Here is a 14,462-nt window from a genome sequence, read left to right as displayed (position 1 = left end):
GCTTCGCGAACAGCCCAAGGACCGCGCATGCCCCGCCTCCATCCTGACGGCCCCGACCGTCCCACCCGCCGCCGCTTCCTCCAGTCCGCCGCGCTGAGCGCTTCCGCAGCCGCCTTGCCTACGGTCCAGGCAGCCGGCCCGCCCGCTCTGCAAGATGCGCCGACTGCACCCTTGTCCGTGCCGGCCCGACCCGTCCGCCTCCATATCAACGGCAGGGAACATGCGCTCTCGCTGGAGCCGCGCGTGACGCTGCTCGATGCGCTGCGCGAGACCATCGGCCTGACCGGCGCCAAGAAGGGTTGCGACCATGGCCAGTGCGGCGCCTGCACGGTGCTCAGCGACGGCCGGCGCATCAACGCCTGCCTCACGCTCGCCGTGATGCAGGAGGGCCGGCATATCATCACTATCGAAGGCCTGTCCGACGGCCATGCGCTGCACCCGATGCAGGCGGCCTTCGTCGCGCGCGATGCGCTGCAGTGCGGCTTCTGCACGCCGGGCCAGATCTGCTCGGCCGTCGGCATGCTGGCCGAGGCGCGGGCCGGCGCGGCCAGTACGGTGCGGCCGCCGCCGGCGGCGTTGCCGCCCGCGCTGAACGACGCCGAGATCCGCGAGCGCATGAGCGGCAATATCTGCCGCTGCGGCGCCTACCAGAACATCGTCGCCGCCGTGCAGGACGCCGCCGGCGCCACGCGCCGCGCGTGAGGCGCCACGATGATCCCGTTCACCTACCACCGCGCCACCACCGTTGAAGAAGCGCTGCAGCTCGGGCGCCAGCCGGGCACGCGCTACATCGGCGGCGGCACCAACCTGCTCGACCTGGCCAAGGCCGGCGTCGAGCAGCCGCTGCACCTGGTCGATGTCGGCTGGCTTCCGCTCGCAACGATCGAGTCGCTGCCCGATGGCGGCGTGCGCATCGGCGCCACGGCCAGCAACACCGACACCGCCAACCACACACTGATCCGCGAGCGCTACCCGCTGCTGTCGCAGGCACTGCTGGCCGGAGCTTCGGGCCAGTTGCGCAATATGGCGACGGTCGGCGGCAACCTGATGCAGCGCACGCGCTGCCATTATTTCTACGACACCGGCTTCAGCGCCTGCAACAAGCGGGCGCCCGGCTCGGGTTGCGGGGCGCTGCAAGGCGTGCATCGCACGCACGCCATCCTTGGCGCAAGCGAGCAATGCGTAGCCGTGAATCCGTCCGACATGAGCGTGGCGCTGGCCGCGTTGGAGGCCGTGGTGGTAGTGCGCGGCGAGGCTGGCGAGCGCCGCATCGCGCTGGCCGATTTCCACCGCCTGCCGGGCACCGCGCCGCAGTTCGACACGACGCTGAAGCCCGGGGAAATGATCATCGCGGTGGACCTGCCGCCATCGCGTCTCGCGGCGCATTGCCATTACCTCAAGGTCCGTGACCGCGCCAGCTACGCGTTCGCGCTGGTGTCGGTGGCCGCCGCGCTGGAGCTCGACGGCGGCACGGTACGCACCGCGCGGCTGGCGCTCGGCGGCGTCGCGCACAAGCCCTGGCGCGTCCCGGCGGCCGAGCAGGTCCTGGTCGGAAGACCGATCGATGCGGGCAGCGCCGGCGAGGCGGCCCGGCTGCTGCTGGACGGCGCCCGGCCGCTTCCCCAGAACACCTACAAGCTTGCACTGGCGCAACGCGCCATCGTCCGGGCGCTTGGCATTGCCGCAGGAGACACCACATGAGCGTGATTGGCGCCCCGCTTGACCGCACGGACGGCATTCTCAAGGTAACCGGGCAGGCGCGCTACGCCGCGGACCATCCGCTGCCGGGCCTGCTGCATGCCGTGCTGGTGACCAGCACCATCGCCAGCGGCGAGATCGCGGCCATGGACACCGCCATGGCCGAGCGCATGCCGGGCGTACGCAAGGTGATGACGCCGTTCAACGCGCCGCGGCTGCCGGAACACGGCAAGGCCGCATCGGGCACCCCGCCGGCCGGGCGCGTGCTGAACCTGCTGCAGGACCCGGTCGTCCACTACAACAACCAGCCCGTGGCCGTCGTCATCGCCGACACGCTGGAACAGGCGCGCGATGCCGCCGCGCATCTCGTCATCCGCTATCGCGCGCGGCGGCCAGCGCTGGATTTCGCCGCGGCGCGTGCGGGCGCCTACAAGCCGAAACAGGCCAAGGATGAGCCGGCGGATACCACGCGCGGCAGCCTGTCGGGCGCGGAAGGTGCGGCGGCGACGATCAATGCCACCTATTCCACGCCGTTCGAGAACCACAACCCGATGGAGCCGCACGCCACCGTGGCGGCCTGGCAAGGCGACATGCTCACGCTGTACGACGCCACCCAGTACGTCAGCGGCGTGCGCAAGACCGTTGCCAAGACGCTGGGCGTACCGCCCGCGCAGGTGCGCGTGGTCTGCCCCGTCGTCGGCGGCGGCTTCGGCTGCAAGGGTTCGACGTGGTCGCACGTGGTGCTGGCGGCGATGGCCGCACGCGAGACCGGACATCCGGTCAAGCTCGTGCTGGAGCGCCCGCAGATGTTCGGCCCGGTCGGCGGGCGGCCCCACACCGAGCAGCATGTCGTGCTGGCAGCGCGGGCCGACGGCACGCTCACGGGCATGCGCCACGAGGTCGTGGCCAGCACCTCGTTCATGGAAGACTGGCTGGAGCCGTGCGCGCTGCTTACACGGATGCTGTATGCCGTGCCGAACCAGCAGACCAGTCACCGGCTGCTCAAGCTCAATGTCGGCACGCCCACGTTCATGCGCGCGCCGGGCGAGGCCTCGGGCAGCTTCGCGCTGGAGTGTGCGATGGACGAACTGGCCTACAAGCTGGGCATGGATCCCGTCGCGCTGCGCCTGCGCAATTACGCGGACACGGACCCCGGCAAGGGACTGCCGTTCTCGAGCAAGTCGCTGCGCGAATGCTACCGCGACGCGGCCGAGCGCTTTGGCTGGGCGCATCGCAATCCCGCGCCGCGCTCCATGCGGGCCGAGGGCCGGCTGGTGGGCATGGGCATGGCCACCACGACCTATCCGGCCAATCGCTCGGCCGCCAGCGCGCTCGCGCGCATCCTGCCGGACGGCACCGCGCTGGTCCAGTCCGGTTCGCAGGACCTGGGCACCGGCACCTTCACCGTGATGACGCAGGTGTCCGCCGACGCGCTCGGCCTGCCGCCGGACAAGGTGCGCTTTGAACTGGGAGACACCAATTTCCCCGAAGCCCCCGTGTCGGGCGGCTCGCAGTCCGTCGCCAGCGTGTCGCCCGCGGTGCAGGCCGCCTGCGCGGCGGCGCGGCTGGAACTGGTGAAGCTGGCGGTCGCCGACCGGGCGTCGCCGCTTGCCGGGGCGTCGCCCGAGGACGTGGATATCGTCGATGGCTGGCTGCTGCGCCGCTCCGACCCGTCGCGGCGCGAGCCGATCGCGGCGCCGATCGCGCGCCGTGGCGGGCAGCCTGTCGAAGCCCGCGTGACCGCGCGGCCCGGCGACGAGCGCAAGGCGTTCTCGATGCACAGCTTCGGCGCCGTGTTCGCCGAAGTCCACGTCGATCCCGATCTCGGCGAGATCCGCGTGCAGCGGATCGTGGCGACCTACGGCGTGGGCCGGCTGCTGAACCGGAAAACCGCTCACAGCCAGCTCATGGGCGGTATCGTATGGGGCATCAGCATGGCGCTGCACGAGCAGGCCGAACTGGACCCGGCCAGCGGCCGCATCGCCAATGCCAACCTGGCCGAGTACCATGTGCCCGTCAATGCCGATATCGTCGCTATCGACATCGTCGTGCTGGACGAGGATGATCCGCATATCAACCCGCTCGGCACCAAGGGCATCGGCGAGATCGGCATTGTCGGCGTGGCCGCGGCGGTGGCCAACGCGGTGTATCACGCCACCGGCCGGCGCCTGCGCGACCTGCCGATGACGGTCGACAAGTTGATGACCTGAGCGGCCATGCGCCTGCAAGAACAACCAACGAATAAATGAATCAACGGGAGAAACCATTGGCAGAGCTGGAAACCCTCGGGCCGCGGGGCGGCTTGCGCGCGCTTGTGCCGCGCGCGGTACGGCCGTGGCTGTTCGCGCTGTCCGCCTGCGCGTCGGCTCCGGCCTGGGCCCAGACACCGGCCCCACTGGCCGAATGGCAATTCTCGGTCGGCATACCGCTTGAAAAGCTGTACGAAGACACGATTCCGGAATGGGAAGTCCGCCTCGGCGCCGCGGCAATGCTGCGCCCGCGCTATGACGGCTCGTCGAAATACATCGTGATCGCCGGGCCCAGCATCGATATCCGCTATCGCGATATCGCGTTCGCCTCGATCGGCGAAGGCTTCGGCGTCAACGTCCTGCGCGGCAAGAACTACCGGGCAGGGATTGCGCTGACCTACAACCTGGGCCGGCGCGCCGAGGAGAATTCGCCGCTGCTGGACGGCATGAAGAACATCAACCCGGCGCCGGAAGCCAAGCTCTTTGCGGAATACGCCGTGTCCAAGGAGTTTCCGCTGGTGATGCGCGTCGACGCGCGGCGCAGCATGGGCGGCTCGGACGGCTGGATCGGCGATATCGGCGCCTACATGCCGCTGCCGGGCAGCTCCGAGAAGTTCTACTGGTTCGCGGGCCCGACGCTGACGCTCGCGGACTCGCGCTACATGAATGCCTGGTACGGCGTGAGCGCGTCACAGGCGCGGGCCGGTCGCCCGCAGTTCAACCCCGCTGGCGGCGTGCGTTCCTACGGCTTCGGCCTCAGCGCGGTCTGGTTCTTCGACAAGCATTGGTTCGCCAGCAGCGACGTGTCAATCGTACAGCTCGTGGGCGATGCGAAGCGCAGTCCGCTGACGCAGAGTTCGACTGGCGGAGCCTTCGATCTGTCGATCAACTACCAGTTCTGAGCGGCGCGGCAAGAAAAGACGCGGCGGGCCTCCTGCCGAGGCCGCGCCGCGCGGCAAACCCATCAGCCGGGCACTTATTGCGCTGCTGCCTTGTCGGCGGCAGGCTTCTTCGCGTGCTTGTGAGCGTGGGTCTTCTCCTTGTGGGTGCTCTTCTCCACCTTGGCGGGTTCCTTCGACTCCGGCGCGGCAGCCGGCGCTTGCGCATACGCACCAGCGGCAAACAGGCCCAGGGTCAGGATGGCAAGTGCTTTCTTCATTGTCGGTCTCCGGATGGACGCGCGGTGTTGCGCGCTGATTGTGAAAACGTCGACCCGCGGCGCACTGTTGACGGTCCATCGACGGATGTGTGTAACGGAATATTTCAGTCCATCGGACTTCCTTGCGCTGCCGCAATGTTCTATGGATGTGACTTAAAGCTGGCAATCTGCTGCCGATAACGGTGAAATCCCCCGCGTAGACTTTTTACCCTCGTACCTACGTTGCCCCCGGCGTGGCGTGCGGCAACCCGCTGTCCGTCAACAGGAGCGCCTCATGAGCATGATCGAAGCCACCATGGCAAGCCCGCCTGCCTCCCTCTCCATGGAGGCCAGTGCCACGGCAGAAGACCTTTCCGCTGATCCCGCGAACGCCGCCAATGCGGCCGGCAACACGACGGGCAGCGCCACGGCGCAGCCCAGCGCCGATGTCAGGATTTCCATGCCCGGCAGCGCCCTGGCTTCCGGGCACGCGGCTGGCAAGTCAGCCGCCAGGGACAGCGACATCGACGACAGCAGCCTGCCCGACAACGTGAAAAAGCTGGTCAAGCGCCTGCGTGAACTGCGCGAGAAGCTTGAGCAGAAGGCCCAGGAACTGCAGGAACTGAGCAACAGCACCACGGGCAACGCCGAGCAGCGCCGCATGCGCATCGAAGCGCTACGGGCCGAAGTCGGTGCGCTGACCTCGGCCATGAACAGCGTCAGCGCCGACCTTGCCCAGGCTACGCGCAAGTTCAGCAGCGATGAGAAGGCCGCCTTGGCCGGGCTGATCATGGGCTAGACCTCGCGGCAAGGCAACGTCCAGGCCCCCACACCGCTCCCCAAATCGCCTAGTCTGAGAGTGACACCAGCGTTTCGGGGAGACCCAGTGCCCGCAGCCAGATCCACGCGCCAGTCCGGCAAGCAGCGCCGCCACGGCCGCCATGCGCGACGCTGGTCAAAGCAGGTCAGCGAGCACAGTGACGCGCTCGACCTGCAACCAGATCTCTTCAAGCATACCGACCCGAAGGAAATCGCCGCTTCGCTCAAGCGCTCGGCGGAACACAGCCGCCGGCGCAAGGGCACGGCGTTCCAGTCGGCCATGTCGATGCTCAATTTCTATATCAACCGCGCGGGCCGCAATCTGCCCAAATCGCAGCTGGCCGTCCTGCAGCGTGCCAAGGGCAAGCTGCGCGAGGCCTTCGGGCGCGCGCCGTGAACGCACTCCAGGAGATGCCATGGATACCGCAAGCGAACTGCAGGCCACGGTGAAGGCGATGGTGCAGCCAGGCAAGGGATTGCTCGCGGCCGATGAAAGCGGCCCGACCATTGCCAAGCGCTTCGCCACGATCGGCGTGGAATCCAATGAAGAGAACCGCCGTGCGTGGCGCAGCCTGCTGTTATCGACGCCGGGCCTCGGCGCGCATATCAGCGGCGTGATCCTGTACGAGGAAACGCTCGGCCAGCGCGCCGACGATGGCACGCCCCTGCCCGAACTGTGCGCGCGCCAGGGCATCGTGCCCGGCATCAAGGTCGACAAGGGCAAGGTGCCCCTGGTGAATGCGCCGGGAGACGAGATCACCGAAGGGCTCGACGGCTTGCCGAAGCGGCTGGAGACCTACCGCCAGCAGGGCGCGCGCTTTGCCAAATGGCGCGCGGTGATCAATGTCTCGGACACCTTGCCCGGCACGCTTGCGGTGCAGGCCAACGCGCAGGTGCTGGCCGCGTATGCGGCCATCTGCCAGGCATCGGGCATCGTGCCGATCGTCGAGCCGGAGGTGCTGATGGACGGCGACCACAGCATGGCGCGCTGTGCGGCCGTAACCGAACGCGTGCTGCACGCGGTGTTCCATGCGCTGCATCGCTATGGCGTGGTGTTCGAACACATGGTGCTCAAGCCTAGCATGGTGATTGCCGGCAAGAAGTGCGCGCAGCAGGCGGCCGTGCAGGATGTGGCCAGCGAAACCGTGCGCGTGCTCAAGCGCACGGTGCCCGCCGCGGTGCCTGGCATCTTCTTTCTCTCGGGCGGACAGACGCCCGAACAGGCGACGGCGAACCTCGATGCCATGAACCGGCTCGGCCCGCTGCCGTGGCCGCTGAGCTTTTCCTATGGGCGCGCGCTGCAGGAGCCGCCACTGGCCGCGTGGGGCGGGCAGGCCGCCAACGCCGGGCAGGCGCAGCAGGCGCTGCTGAAGCGCTCGCTGCTGAATGGCAAGGCGTGCCTGGGGCAGTATGATGCGATGCAGGAATCGATGGGGAAGGTAGGCTGATCCGGGTGCGTCCTGCATTCGCAACCCGCTCGCCTGTTGAACCGCACGCGTCCTCTGGTCCGTGGGGCTTCCGATCGACAAGGAAGCCCCATTCCGTTCGCTCGCCGGATGCACCCTTCAAGTCAACCACATGTTCCTTATGCGAGAACAGCCACCTTTTTCGCTGCTGCGCCTGTTCGACTATGGGCAAAGGCACCTGAGCCTTAACATCAAGCGCGGCCTGCTGGCGTTGTTCCTGCTGCTCCAGGCGATATTCATCGGTGGCTACCTTGCTCTCGAGCGTGCAAGAATCGAGGACGACGTGGTGCGAGTGCTGCGCAACACGGCCCTGCTGGCGTCGCAGAACTTCGAAACCAGTATGGATGCCATGCGTTTTCAGCTCCGCGGCATCGGCAGCGCGCTATTGCTGAATCATATTGTCGCCCCGCAAGCTTCTCAGGGGTACTTGTTACAGGAATTGAAGAAGGACTGGCTGGATGCGGTGATTGTCACCAATCCGGACGGGGATTTCGTCGCGAAGAGCAGCCTGTTTCCCTTTGAGCAAGCGTTGGATTCATCCATTCTCGGCCGCGCAACATTTCGAGACCGCCCTCAGTTCAGTGGCCTAACCCGCGATGATGCGAACGAACGGCTGCGTTTCTGGCGCGGCGATGGCACCGACCCGAATTTCAGGGGCTTCTTCATCTACAGTTCTGTGCGTGATAGCCTGGGCCAGAACCTTGGTGGCGTGATTGGCTTTCTCAATTCTGCCTCTCTCCAGCGCCAGTTCGCCGACCTGGAAAAGAGAGGCCTTTATCTCGGCCCCGGGGGTGTTGTGGTTGTGGTCGATCGCGACAGTGGCCAGCTCCTTGCCCGCATCGGAACGCCAGCGTCCGACACGCCGTCCGCCCAACACCTGATGGGATATGCAAGCGATACCGCGTTGCAGGCGCACCACTATGTGTCGCCGTTCGACGGAGTGAATCGCCTGGGGGTCTTCCTCAACATCAACGGTCACAGATGGGTGGTCCTGGTCGCCGCTGCGGAGCACGACTATCTTCGTGGGTGGTATCTTCGCACCGTTCTTGCCACTGCCGCGTTTGCCGTGATGGCAGTGTTGCAGTGGATGCTGCTGCATTATGCCCACGCCAACTTCGTGCAGCGCGAACGCCTCGCGCGCCAGGCCCGCTTTGATCCGCTGACTGACCTCGCCAACCGACGGCATTTCGACGAGTGGGCGCGGGGCGCATGCAACCTGGCTCGGCGCCAGGGACAACCACTGAGCGTCCTGTCATTTGATCTGGACCGGTTCAAGAATATCAACGACACATACGGGCACGACGCCGGCGACGTTGTACTTCAGCGCGTGTCACAGACTGTTCGCGGCATGCTGCGCGATGGTGATATCGTTGCCCGGTTCGGGGGCGAAGAATTCGTCGTGGCCCTGCCTCAGACCGCTCTGGACGAGGCGGCGCAAATCGCGGAGCGCATTCGCGTTGCCTTCGGTGCTCAGGAGGTGAAATTCAACGGCCAGATCATCCGCTTCACTGCCAGCTTCGGCGTCGCCCAGACGACGCCGGGCGAACTGGAAGCCAGCGATGGCATCCATGCCGCCGTGACCCGATCCGACCAGGCACTCTATCAGTCCAAGCAAGCCGGCCGCGATCGCGTGACGGTAGCGCAATAAGCCCCTGGAATCGCCCTGGGCCCGGTATCCAGCCAGGCCCGTGCGCTAATCGCGGGGATTCTTCCGCTTGCGACCGGTCACCATGGCCAGCACCAGGTTCTCCCTGCCGGCCACGCTGAAGACGATCGCAGCCAGCACATGCACGATGACCAACCCGGTCAGCATGTCCGCGAGCGCGGCGTGGAGGTCGATCGGCCAGTCCTCGCCCCACAGCGCATCGAGCCGCGACATCCATCCGGTAACGGCCAGCGCCAGGATCAGCGCCCACATCAGCAGCATCATGACTGCGCCGAGCGGCGTGTGGCTGAGGAATCGCGGCGCGCGGCGCTGCACCAGCGCCTTGCTGTAGGCCAGCACCCCAGCCGGCCGCGGCACCCAGGCGCGGAAGCGCGCGTGTTCGCTGCCGACGAGGCCCCAGACCATGCGCAACAGTACGAGACCGGCAGCCACATAGCCGAGCACGCGATGCAGGCGGCCGCCGGAATCTTCGATCAGGTCCCAGAAGACGATCGCGGCCACGCTCCAGTGCGTGATGCGGACGATCACGTCCCAGACACGGACCGATGCGGTGTCCGGCATGGTGGCAGCGAGCCGGAGGGGATTACTTTCCAATCTCGGACTTCACGATGTCCAGGGTCTTGGTGTCGAAGTAGATCTCGGCCTTCTTGCCGTCCTTGGTGGTGCCGTAGATCTCGTAGCAGTTGCCGTCCACCTTGAATTTCTTGATGACATAGCCCTGCGCTTCGATCTTGGCGCGCGCGTCGGTCTCCGTCATCCATTCGGTCTTGGGATGGGCCACGCATTTGGCGCTGGCCAGCGCACCGGTAGACAGCGCGGCGGCCGCGGCAAAGGCGATGATTTTCAGCATGGGAAGTCTCCGTCAGGGTCGCCCGGATCGGGCAATTGTCAGATCGTACCGCTAAACGGGAACCATTCTCAAATTCGGATTTCCCCACATTGCCTCGCGCCGCCATTTGCGTAGCTTCCCCTCCCATCCAAGGCGCCCGCCCGGGGCGATGGCGGTGACCCCCAGGCGGCGCGGAGCTCCATCAGAGCCCGAGGTCCGACAGCCCCGGATGATCATCCGGACGACGGCCGAGTGGCCAGCGGAACTTGCGTTCCGCCTCCTTGATCGGCATGTCATTGATGCTGGCGTAACGGTTGACCATCAGGCCGTCGTCACCGAACTCCCAGTTCTCGTTGCCATACGAGCGAAACCAGTTGCCCGAGTCGTCGTGCCACTCATAGGCGTAACGCACCGCGATACGGTTGCCGCCGAAGGCCCACAACTCCTTGATGAGGCGGTAGTCCAGTTCCTTCTTCCATTTGCGTTCCAGGAAACCGCGTGCCTCGTCGCGGCCATTGGCGAATTCGGCGCGGTTGCGCCAGCGGGTATCGGCGCTATAGGCAAGCGATACCTTCGCGGCATCGCGCGTGTTCCAGCCATCTTCCGCAAGACGGACTTTCTCGATGGCAGTTTCGCGCGTGAACGGCGGCAGCGGCGGACGGGTTTCAGCATTGGACATTGGCAGCACCTCAATGGTGGAAGGGAGATGGCCCGTTTCCGGACCGGGAAGATTCGAGCAGCAGGGCCGCGGCCCTGCCGGCGCTGTCGGCGGCACTGGCGTCGCCACTGACCATGGCGACAGCGGTGGCCCCGTCGATCAGGACCAGCAGCTGGCGCGCGGTCTCGCGCGGATCGGGCAGGCCGCAGTCCTGCGCCAGTACATCGAGATAGTCGAGCAGCCGTTGCTTGTGGAGGCGGGAAACGGCGCGGATCTCGCTGTCCGGATCTTCGATCTCGCCCGCGGCATTGATGAAGGCACAGCCGTGAAATCCGTCGGATTCGAACCATAGCCGCAGCGCCGGGAAAACGGACATCACCCTGTCAAACGGATCGTCCGTAGGCGGCGTCGAACGGATAAACCACGCCATCCAGCGCGCATCGCGGTTCAGCAACGCAGCCGCGACCAGTGCTTCCTTGGTCGGATAGAGCCGGTAGATGCTCTTGCGGGCCACGCCCGACGCCTTGACGATGGCGTCCATGCCTGTGGCATGGATGCCGCCGGAATAGACCAGTTGCTCGGTGGCCTCTAGCAGCCTGGATTGCGTGGAGGAGTCGTCGGACATAGGGTCTTCCTGCTTGCTTGAGAACGATCGTTCTCCGTATGCAGGATAGTAGAACGATCGTTCTCCAAGGTCAAGCCTTGCTCGCGGGGGCCCTGGCATGAAGCGCATCCGCCGCTCGCGCGAACGCGCCGTGGGCCGAGGTGCGGCTACTGGTTTATCCCTGCAGCGAAGCCTGTCCGCTGCGCAGCGCGTCGACGATCGGCGCGACGCTGGATTCGACGCGATGGATCGGCCCCGCTACGGACATTCCGTACACCACGCCGCCGATCTCCACCGGCACCGCGATCGCCCCCAGGTCGGGGAACGACTCGCCGAAGTTGGGATACCAGCCCTGCTGCCGCCACTGCGCGATGTCTTGCTCCAGGGCTGCGCGCGAGGCCACGGTGCGCGCCGTGCGGGGCTCGAACGAGACCTTCGCCAGTACCACGTCCCGCGCCGGCCCCGGCATGACTCCGAGGATCGCGCGTCCGATCGAATTGATATGCACATCGCGCAGTTCACCGGGCGTGGCAATGTAGCGCACCGGGTTCTGCGACTCGCGCACGTCGAGATAAAGCACGCGCCCGTCATCCTGCAGCTTGCCGAAGATGACGGTTTCGCCCGTGGCATCGCGCAGCGCTTCCAGCACGGGCTGCACGCGCTCCAGCAACGGGTCGTTGCGCGAGATGCGCTGGGCGATGCTGAGCAGGCGGCTGGTCGGGTAATAGCCCTGCCGCCGGCCAGTCTCGTAGAGATAGCCGAGCGATGCCAGCGTGCGGATCAGGCCGAGGCAGCTCGACATCGGCGCGCCGAGCAGTTTCGCCAGTTCCGTCAGCGTGAGCGAGCGGCCTTCGCGCGCATAGATCTCCATGATCTCGATCACGCGCAGCGCCGTCTTCACGCTGGCCTGCCCTGCCTTGTCGCCCGTCTCGGATTCCGCCATCTCCCTGTTCCTGTCAGCCTTGCCGTGCGCGGATTGTACGCGTCTTCAGGCGTCGTCCGACGACGCCGGCGGCAGCGGCTGCGCCCACGTGCGGATATTGCCGGGCGTGCGCGAGAAACGCGTCGGGATGCCGATGCCGCGCAGGCGACCTTCGCTCGGATGCTCGTACTCGAACACCATGCCGGTGGCGCGCAGGTGCGGGTCCTCCATCACCTCTTCGAACGCCGGCACTTCGCTGTGCGGGATATCGGCGCCTGCCAGCAATGCGAGCCACTGCGCCGTGGTCTTGCGGCTCACGATATCGGCCAGCGTCGCATACAGCTCGTCGATATTGGCGCTGCGCGCGGCCGGGTCGAGGTAGCGCGGGTCCCGCGCCAGTTCCGGGTGACCGGAGAGCGCGAAGAAACGCGCCCATTGCGGCGTGGTGTACGGCAGCAACGCGATATAGCCGTCCTGCGTGCGGTAAGGCTTGCGGTGCGGCGACATCACGCGCGGATAGCCGCACGCGCCCTGCCCGGGCACGAACGTCTGGCCGGCCAGTTGTTCAGGCGCCAGGAACGACACCAGCGTCTCGAACATCGGCACCTCGATGGCCTGCCCCTGCCCCGAGCGCTCGCGCTCGTACAGCGCCATCGGGATGGCATAGGCCACCGTCAGGCCGGCGACCTTGTCGGCCAGGATGGTGTTGACGTACTGCGGACCCTCGGTGCTGTTGGCGCCCTGGAACTGCGCCAGGCCGCTGCGTGCCTGGATGATGTCGTCGAACGCGGGCATGCCGGCATACGGGCCCGTTTCCGAGTAGCCATAGGCACCGCAGTAGATCAGGCGCGCGTTGGAAGCGCGCAGCGACTCATAATCCAGCCCCAGCTTGCGCAGCGATTGCGGACGCACGTTGGAGATGAACACGTCGGCCCCGGCGATCAGGTCCTTCAGCCGCGCCAGGTCTTGCGCGCGCTTCACGTCCAGCACCACGAACTGCTTGTTGCGGTTCAGGTTCAGGAAGGTGGCGCCCATGCCCGCGTGCAGCGCCGGCTCCGCATGGCGGAAGACATCGCCGGCCGGCGCCTCCACCTTGATCACTTCGGCGCCCATGTCGGCGAGGATCTGCGTGGCATACGGCCCCATGCCGACCGAGGTCATGTCGACCACGCGCACGCCTGCCAGCGGACCGGTTGCCTTTGCCGCTTCCGCGTTTTGCATCGTCATCGCTGGCTCCCGCTCAGTACGACTTTGGCAGGCCCAGCACGCGCTCCGCAATGAAGCACATGATGAGTTGCGGGCTGACCGGAGCGATGCGCGGGATATACGACTCGCGCAGCAGCCGCTCGACGCGGTATTCGCGCGAATAGCCCATGCCGCCCAGCGTCAGGATGGCGGTCTGGCAGGCGTTGTGCCCGGCTTCGGCCGCAAGGTACTTGGCGGTGTTGGCCTCGGCGCCGCAGGACTGGCCCGCGTCGTAGCGCGCGGCGGCCTTGAGCATCATCAGGTTGGCCGCTTCGAGCTGCATCCACGCCTGCGCGAGCGGATGCTGCACGCCCTGGTTCACGCCGATGGGCCGGCCGAACACCACGCGCTCCTTCGCGTACTGCGTGGCAATGGCGAGCGCCGCGCGGCCCAGGCCGATGGCTTCGGCCGCAATCAGGATGCGCTCCGGGTTCAGGCCATGCAGGATGTACTCGAAGCCTCGCCCTTCCTCGCCGATGCGGTCTTCATCGGGGATGAACAGGTCGTCGATGAACAGCATGTTGGTATCGACGGCCGAGCGGCCCATCTTGTCGATCTCGCGGATCTCGATCTTGCTGCGGTCCACCTTCGTGTAGAACAGCGACAGGCCTTCGGTCGGCTTCTTCACCGCTTCCAGCGGCGTGGTGCGCGCCAGCAGGAGCATGCGGTCGGCCACCTGCGCGGTGGAGATCCAGATCTTGCGGCCCGTCACCGAATAGCCGCCCTCCACCTTGCGCGCGTAGGTCTTGAGCTTTGTGGTATCCAGGCCCGCGTCGGGCTCGGTCACGCCGAAGCAGGCCTTCTCCTTGCCGGCGATCAGCGGCGGCAGGAAGCGCGCCTTCTGCTCGTCGGTGCCGAACACCACCACCGGGTTCAGCCCGAACACGTTCATGTGCACCGCCGACGCACCGCTCATGCCCGCGCCGGACTCGGAGATGGTCTGCATGACCAGCGCCGCTTCCAGGATGCCCAGCCCCGCGCCGCCATACTGCTCCGGCATGGCCACGCCCAGCCAGCCGCCTTCGCACAGGCTCTTGTAGAACTCGTGCGGATAGGTGTGGGAGACGTCGAGCTTGTTCCAGTACTCCATGTCGAACTGCGTGCAGACCTGCTGCACGGCTTCGACGATCGACTGCTGTTCGGCGGAGAGATCGAAATTCATATTGGT

Annotated in this window: 16 protein-coding genes; 8 read left to right on the top strand and 8 right to left on the bottom strand. The window is 66.5% G+C overall.

Annotated features, from left to right (window positions below):
• Positions 1–27 precede the first annotated feature (27 nt).
• From AC3FKG_RS13280 to AC3FKG_RS13265, 4 genes are read left to right on the top strand one after another with little or no spacing between them, the layout of a single operon-like run.
• Positions 28–702: a (2Fe-2S)-binding protein gene (locus tag AC3FKG_RS13280; RefSeq protein WP_488743310.1), complete on the top strand. Its 675-nt coding sequence runs from the start codon at positions 28–30 to the stop codon at positions 700–702.
• A gap of 9 nt (positions 703–711) precedes the next feature.
• Entirely contained in the window at positions 712–1,701 is a 990-nt protein-coding gene (locus tag AC3FKG_RS13275; RefSeq protein ID WP_488743309.1) for an FAD binding domain-containing protein, read from the top strand.
• On the top strand, positions 1,698–3,908 hold the full coding sequence (locus AC3FKG_RS13270; protein WP_488743308.1) for a xanthine dehydrogenase family protein molybdopterin-binding subunit: 2,211 nt from the start codon (positions 1,698–1,700) through the stop codon (positions 3,906–3,908). Before AC3FKG_RS13275 ends, AC3FKG_RS13270 begins: the two co-directional genes overlap by 4 nt.
• Positions 3,909–3,964: 56 nt before the next feature.
• Positions 3,965–4,849, top strand: coding sequence for a MipA/OmpV family protein (locus AC3FKG_RS13265; RefSeq protein ID WP_488743307.1), 885 nt, complete (start codon positions 3,965–3,967; stop codon positions 4,847–4,849).
• Positions 4,850–4,923: 74 nt separating this feature from the next.
• Here AC3FKG_RS13265 and AC3FKG_RS13260 read toward each other — a convergent pair whose 3' ends face one another.
• Positions 4,924–5,106 (bottom strand): hypothetical protein, encoded by a 183-nt coding sequence (locus AC3FKG_RS13260; RefSeq protein WP_483713977.1) that lies wholly within the window; start codon positions 5,104–5,106, stop codon positions 4,924–4,926.
• A gap of 274 nt (positions 5,107–5,380) precedes the next feature.
• Between AC3FKG_RS13260 and AC3FKG_RS13255 the strand changes: the two genes are divergently transcribed.
• The 4 genes from AC3FKG_RS13255 (at position 5,381) to AC3FKG_RS13240 (ending at position 9,018) form a co-directional block, all read left to right on the top strand.
• Positions 5,381–5,884 carry a hypothetical protein gene (locus tag AC3FKG_RS13255; protein ID WP_488743306.1) on the top strand — a complete coding sequence of 168 codons (504 nt, stop codon included), beginning with the start codon at positions 5,381–5,383 and terminating at the stop codon, positions 5,882–5,884.
• Positions 5,885–5,971: 87 nt separating this feature from the next.
• The gene (locus AC3FKG_RS13250; protein WP_483713975.1) at positions 5,972–6,301 is read left to right on the top strand and encodes a DUF3175 domain-containing protein; all 330 of its coding nucleotides are present in this window, start codon (positions 5,972–5,974) and stop codon (positions 6,299–6,301) included.
• Positions 6,302–6,320: 19 nt separating this feature from the next.
• Positions 6,321–7,352, top strand: coding sequence for a class I fructose-bisphosphate aldolase (locus AC3FKG_RS13245; RefSeq protein ID WP_488743305.1), 1,032 nt, complete (start codon positions 6,321–6,323; stop codon positions 7,350–7,352).
• A 61-nt stretch (positions 7,353–7,413) separates the two neighbouring features.
• Positions 7,414–9,018, top strand: a complete 1,605-nt coding sequence (locus AC3FKG_RS13240) for a sensor domain-containing diguanylate cyclase (protein WP_483713972.1) — start codon at positions 7,414–7,416, stop codon at positions 9,016–9,018.
• 45 nt (positions 9,019–9,063) lie between these two features.
• Here the strand turns inward: AC3FKG_RS13240 and AC3FKG_RS13235 are convergent, their stop codons facing one another.
• The 7 genes from AC3FKG_RS13235 to AC3FKG_RS13205 form a co-directional block, all read right to left on the bottom strand.
• Positions 9,064–9,597 (bottom strand): cytochrome b/b6 domain-containing protein, encoded by a 534-nt coding sequence (locus AC3FKG_RS13235; protein WP_483714486.1) that lies wholly within the window; start codon positions 9,595–9,597, stop codon positions 9,064–9,066.
• A gap of 22 nt (positions 9,598–9,619) precedes the next feature.
• Positions 9,620–9,886 carry a PepSY domain-containing protein gene (locus AC3FKG_RS13230; protein ID WP_483713971.1) on the bottom strand — a complete coding sequence of 89 codons (267 nt, stop codon included), beginning with the start codon at positions 9,884–9,886 and terminating at the stop codon, positions 9,620–9,622.
• Positions 9,887–10,067: 181 nt separating this feature from the next.
• Complete coding sequence (locus tag AC3FKG_RS13225; RefSeq protein ID WP_483713970.1) at positions 10,068–10,544, bottom strand: nuclear transport factor 2 family protein; 477 nt, start codon at positions 10,542–10,544, stop codon at positions 10,068–10,070.
• A 10-nt stretch (positions 10,545–10,554) separates the two neighbouring features.
• Complete coding sequence (locus AC3FKG_RS13220; RefSeq protein ID WP_488743304.1) at positions 10,555–11,148, bottom strand: TetR/AcrR family transcriptional regulator; 594 nt, start codon at positions 11,146–11,148, stop codon at positions 10,555–10,557.
• A 154-nt stretch (positions 11,149–11,302) separates the two neighbouring features.
• The gene (locus AC3FKG_RS13215) at positions 11,303–12,070 is read right to left on the bottom strand and encodes an IclR family transcriptional regulator (RefSeq protein ID WP_483713968.1); all 768 of its coding nucleotides are present in this window, start codon (positions 12,068–12,070) and stop codon (positions 11,303–11,305) included.
• A gap of 45 nt (positions 12,071–12,115) precedes the next feature.
• Complete coding sequence (locus AC3FKG_RS13210; RefSeq protein ID WP_488743303.1) at positions 12,116–13,276, bottom strand: CaiB/BaiF CoA transferase family protein; 1,161 nt, start codon at positions 13,274–13,276, stop codon at positions 12,116–12,118.
• A 13-nt stretch (positions 13,277–13,289) separates the two neighbouring features.
• Positions 13,290–14,456 (bottom strand): acyl-CoA dehydrogenase family protein, encoded by a 1,167-nt coding sequence (locus AC3FKG_RS13205; protein WP_488743302.1) that lies wholly within the window; start codon positions 14,454–14,456, stop codon positions 13,290–13,292.
• Between the last annotated feature and the right edge of the window lie 6 nt (positions 14,457–14,462).

This window comes from Cupriavidus sp. 22TCCZM04-2, assembly GCF_057798895.1.
The sequence above is the reverse complement of the archived record's forward strand: the minus strand, read 5'-3'. Positions and strand labels throughout refer to the sequence as shown.

Bases quoted from the DNA above. Each gene is read 5' to 3' on its own strand.
- AC3FKG_RS13280 (WP_488743310.1), top strand. From the start codon at position 28: ATGCCCCGCCTCCATCCTGACGGCCCCGACCGTCCCACCCGCCGCCGC.
- AC3FKG_RS13275 (WP_488743309.1), top strand. From the start codon at position 712: ATGATCCCGTTCACCTACCACCGCGCCACCACCGTTGAAGAAGCGCTG.
- AC3FKG_RS13270 (WP_488743308.1), top strand. From the start codon at position 1,698: ATGAGCGTGATTGGCGCCCCGCTTGACCGCACGGACGGCATTCTCAAG.
- AC3FKG_RS13260 (WP_483713977.1), bottom strand. From the start codon at position 5,106: ATGAAGAAAGCACTTGCCATCCTGACCCTGGGCCTGTTTGCCGCTGGT.
- AC3FKG_RS13255 (WP_488743306.1), top strand. From the start codon at position 5,381: ATGAGCATGATCGAAGCCACCATGGCAAGCCCGCCTGCCTCCCTCTCC.
- AC3FKG_RS13245 (WP_488743305.1), top strand. From the start codon at position 6,321: ATGGATACCGCAAGCGAACTGCAGGCCACGGTGAAGGCGATGGTGCAG.
- AC3FKG_RS13235 (WP_483714486.1), bottom strand. From the start codon at position 9,597: ATGCCGGACACCGCATCGGTCCGTGTCTGGGACGTGATCGTCCGCATC.
- AC3FKG_RS13230 (WP_483713971.1), bottom strand. From the start codon at position 9,886: ATGCTGAAAATCATCGCCTTTGCCGCGGCCGCCGCGCTGTCTACCGGT.
- AC3FKG_RS13225 (WP_483713970.1), bottom strand. From the start codon at position 10,544: ATGTCCAATGCTGAAACCCGTCCGCCGCTGCCGCCGTTCACGCGCGAA.
- AC3FKG_RS13220 (WP_488743304.1), bottom strand. From the start codon at position 11,148: ATGTCCGACGACTCCTCCACGCAATCCAGGCTGCTAGAGGCCACCGAG.
- AC3FKG_RS13215 (WP_483713968.1), bottom strand. From the start codon at position 12,070: ATGGCGGAATCCGAGACGGGCGACAAGGCAGGGCAGGCCAGCGTGAAG.
- AC3FKG_RS13210 (WP_488743303.1), bottom strand. From the start codon at position 13,276: ATGACGATGCAAAACGCGGAAGCGGCAAAGGCAACCGGTCCGCTGGCA.
- AC3FKG_RS13205 (WP_488743302.1), bottom strand. From the start codon at position 14,456: ATGAATTTCGATCTCTCCGCCGAACAGCAGTCGATCGTCGAAGCCGTG.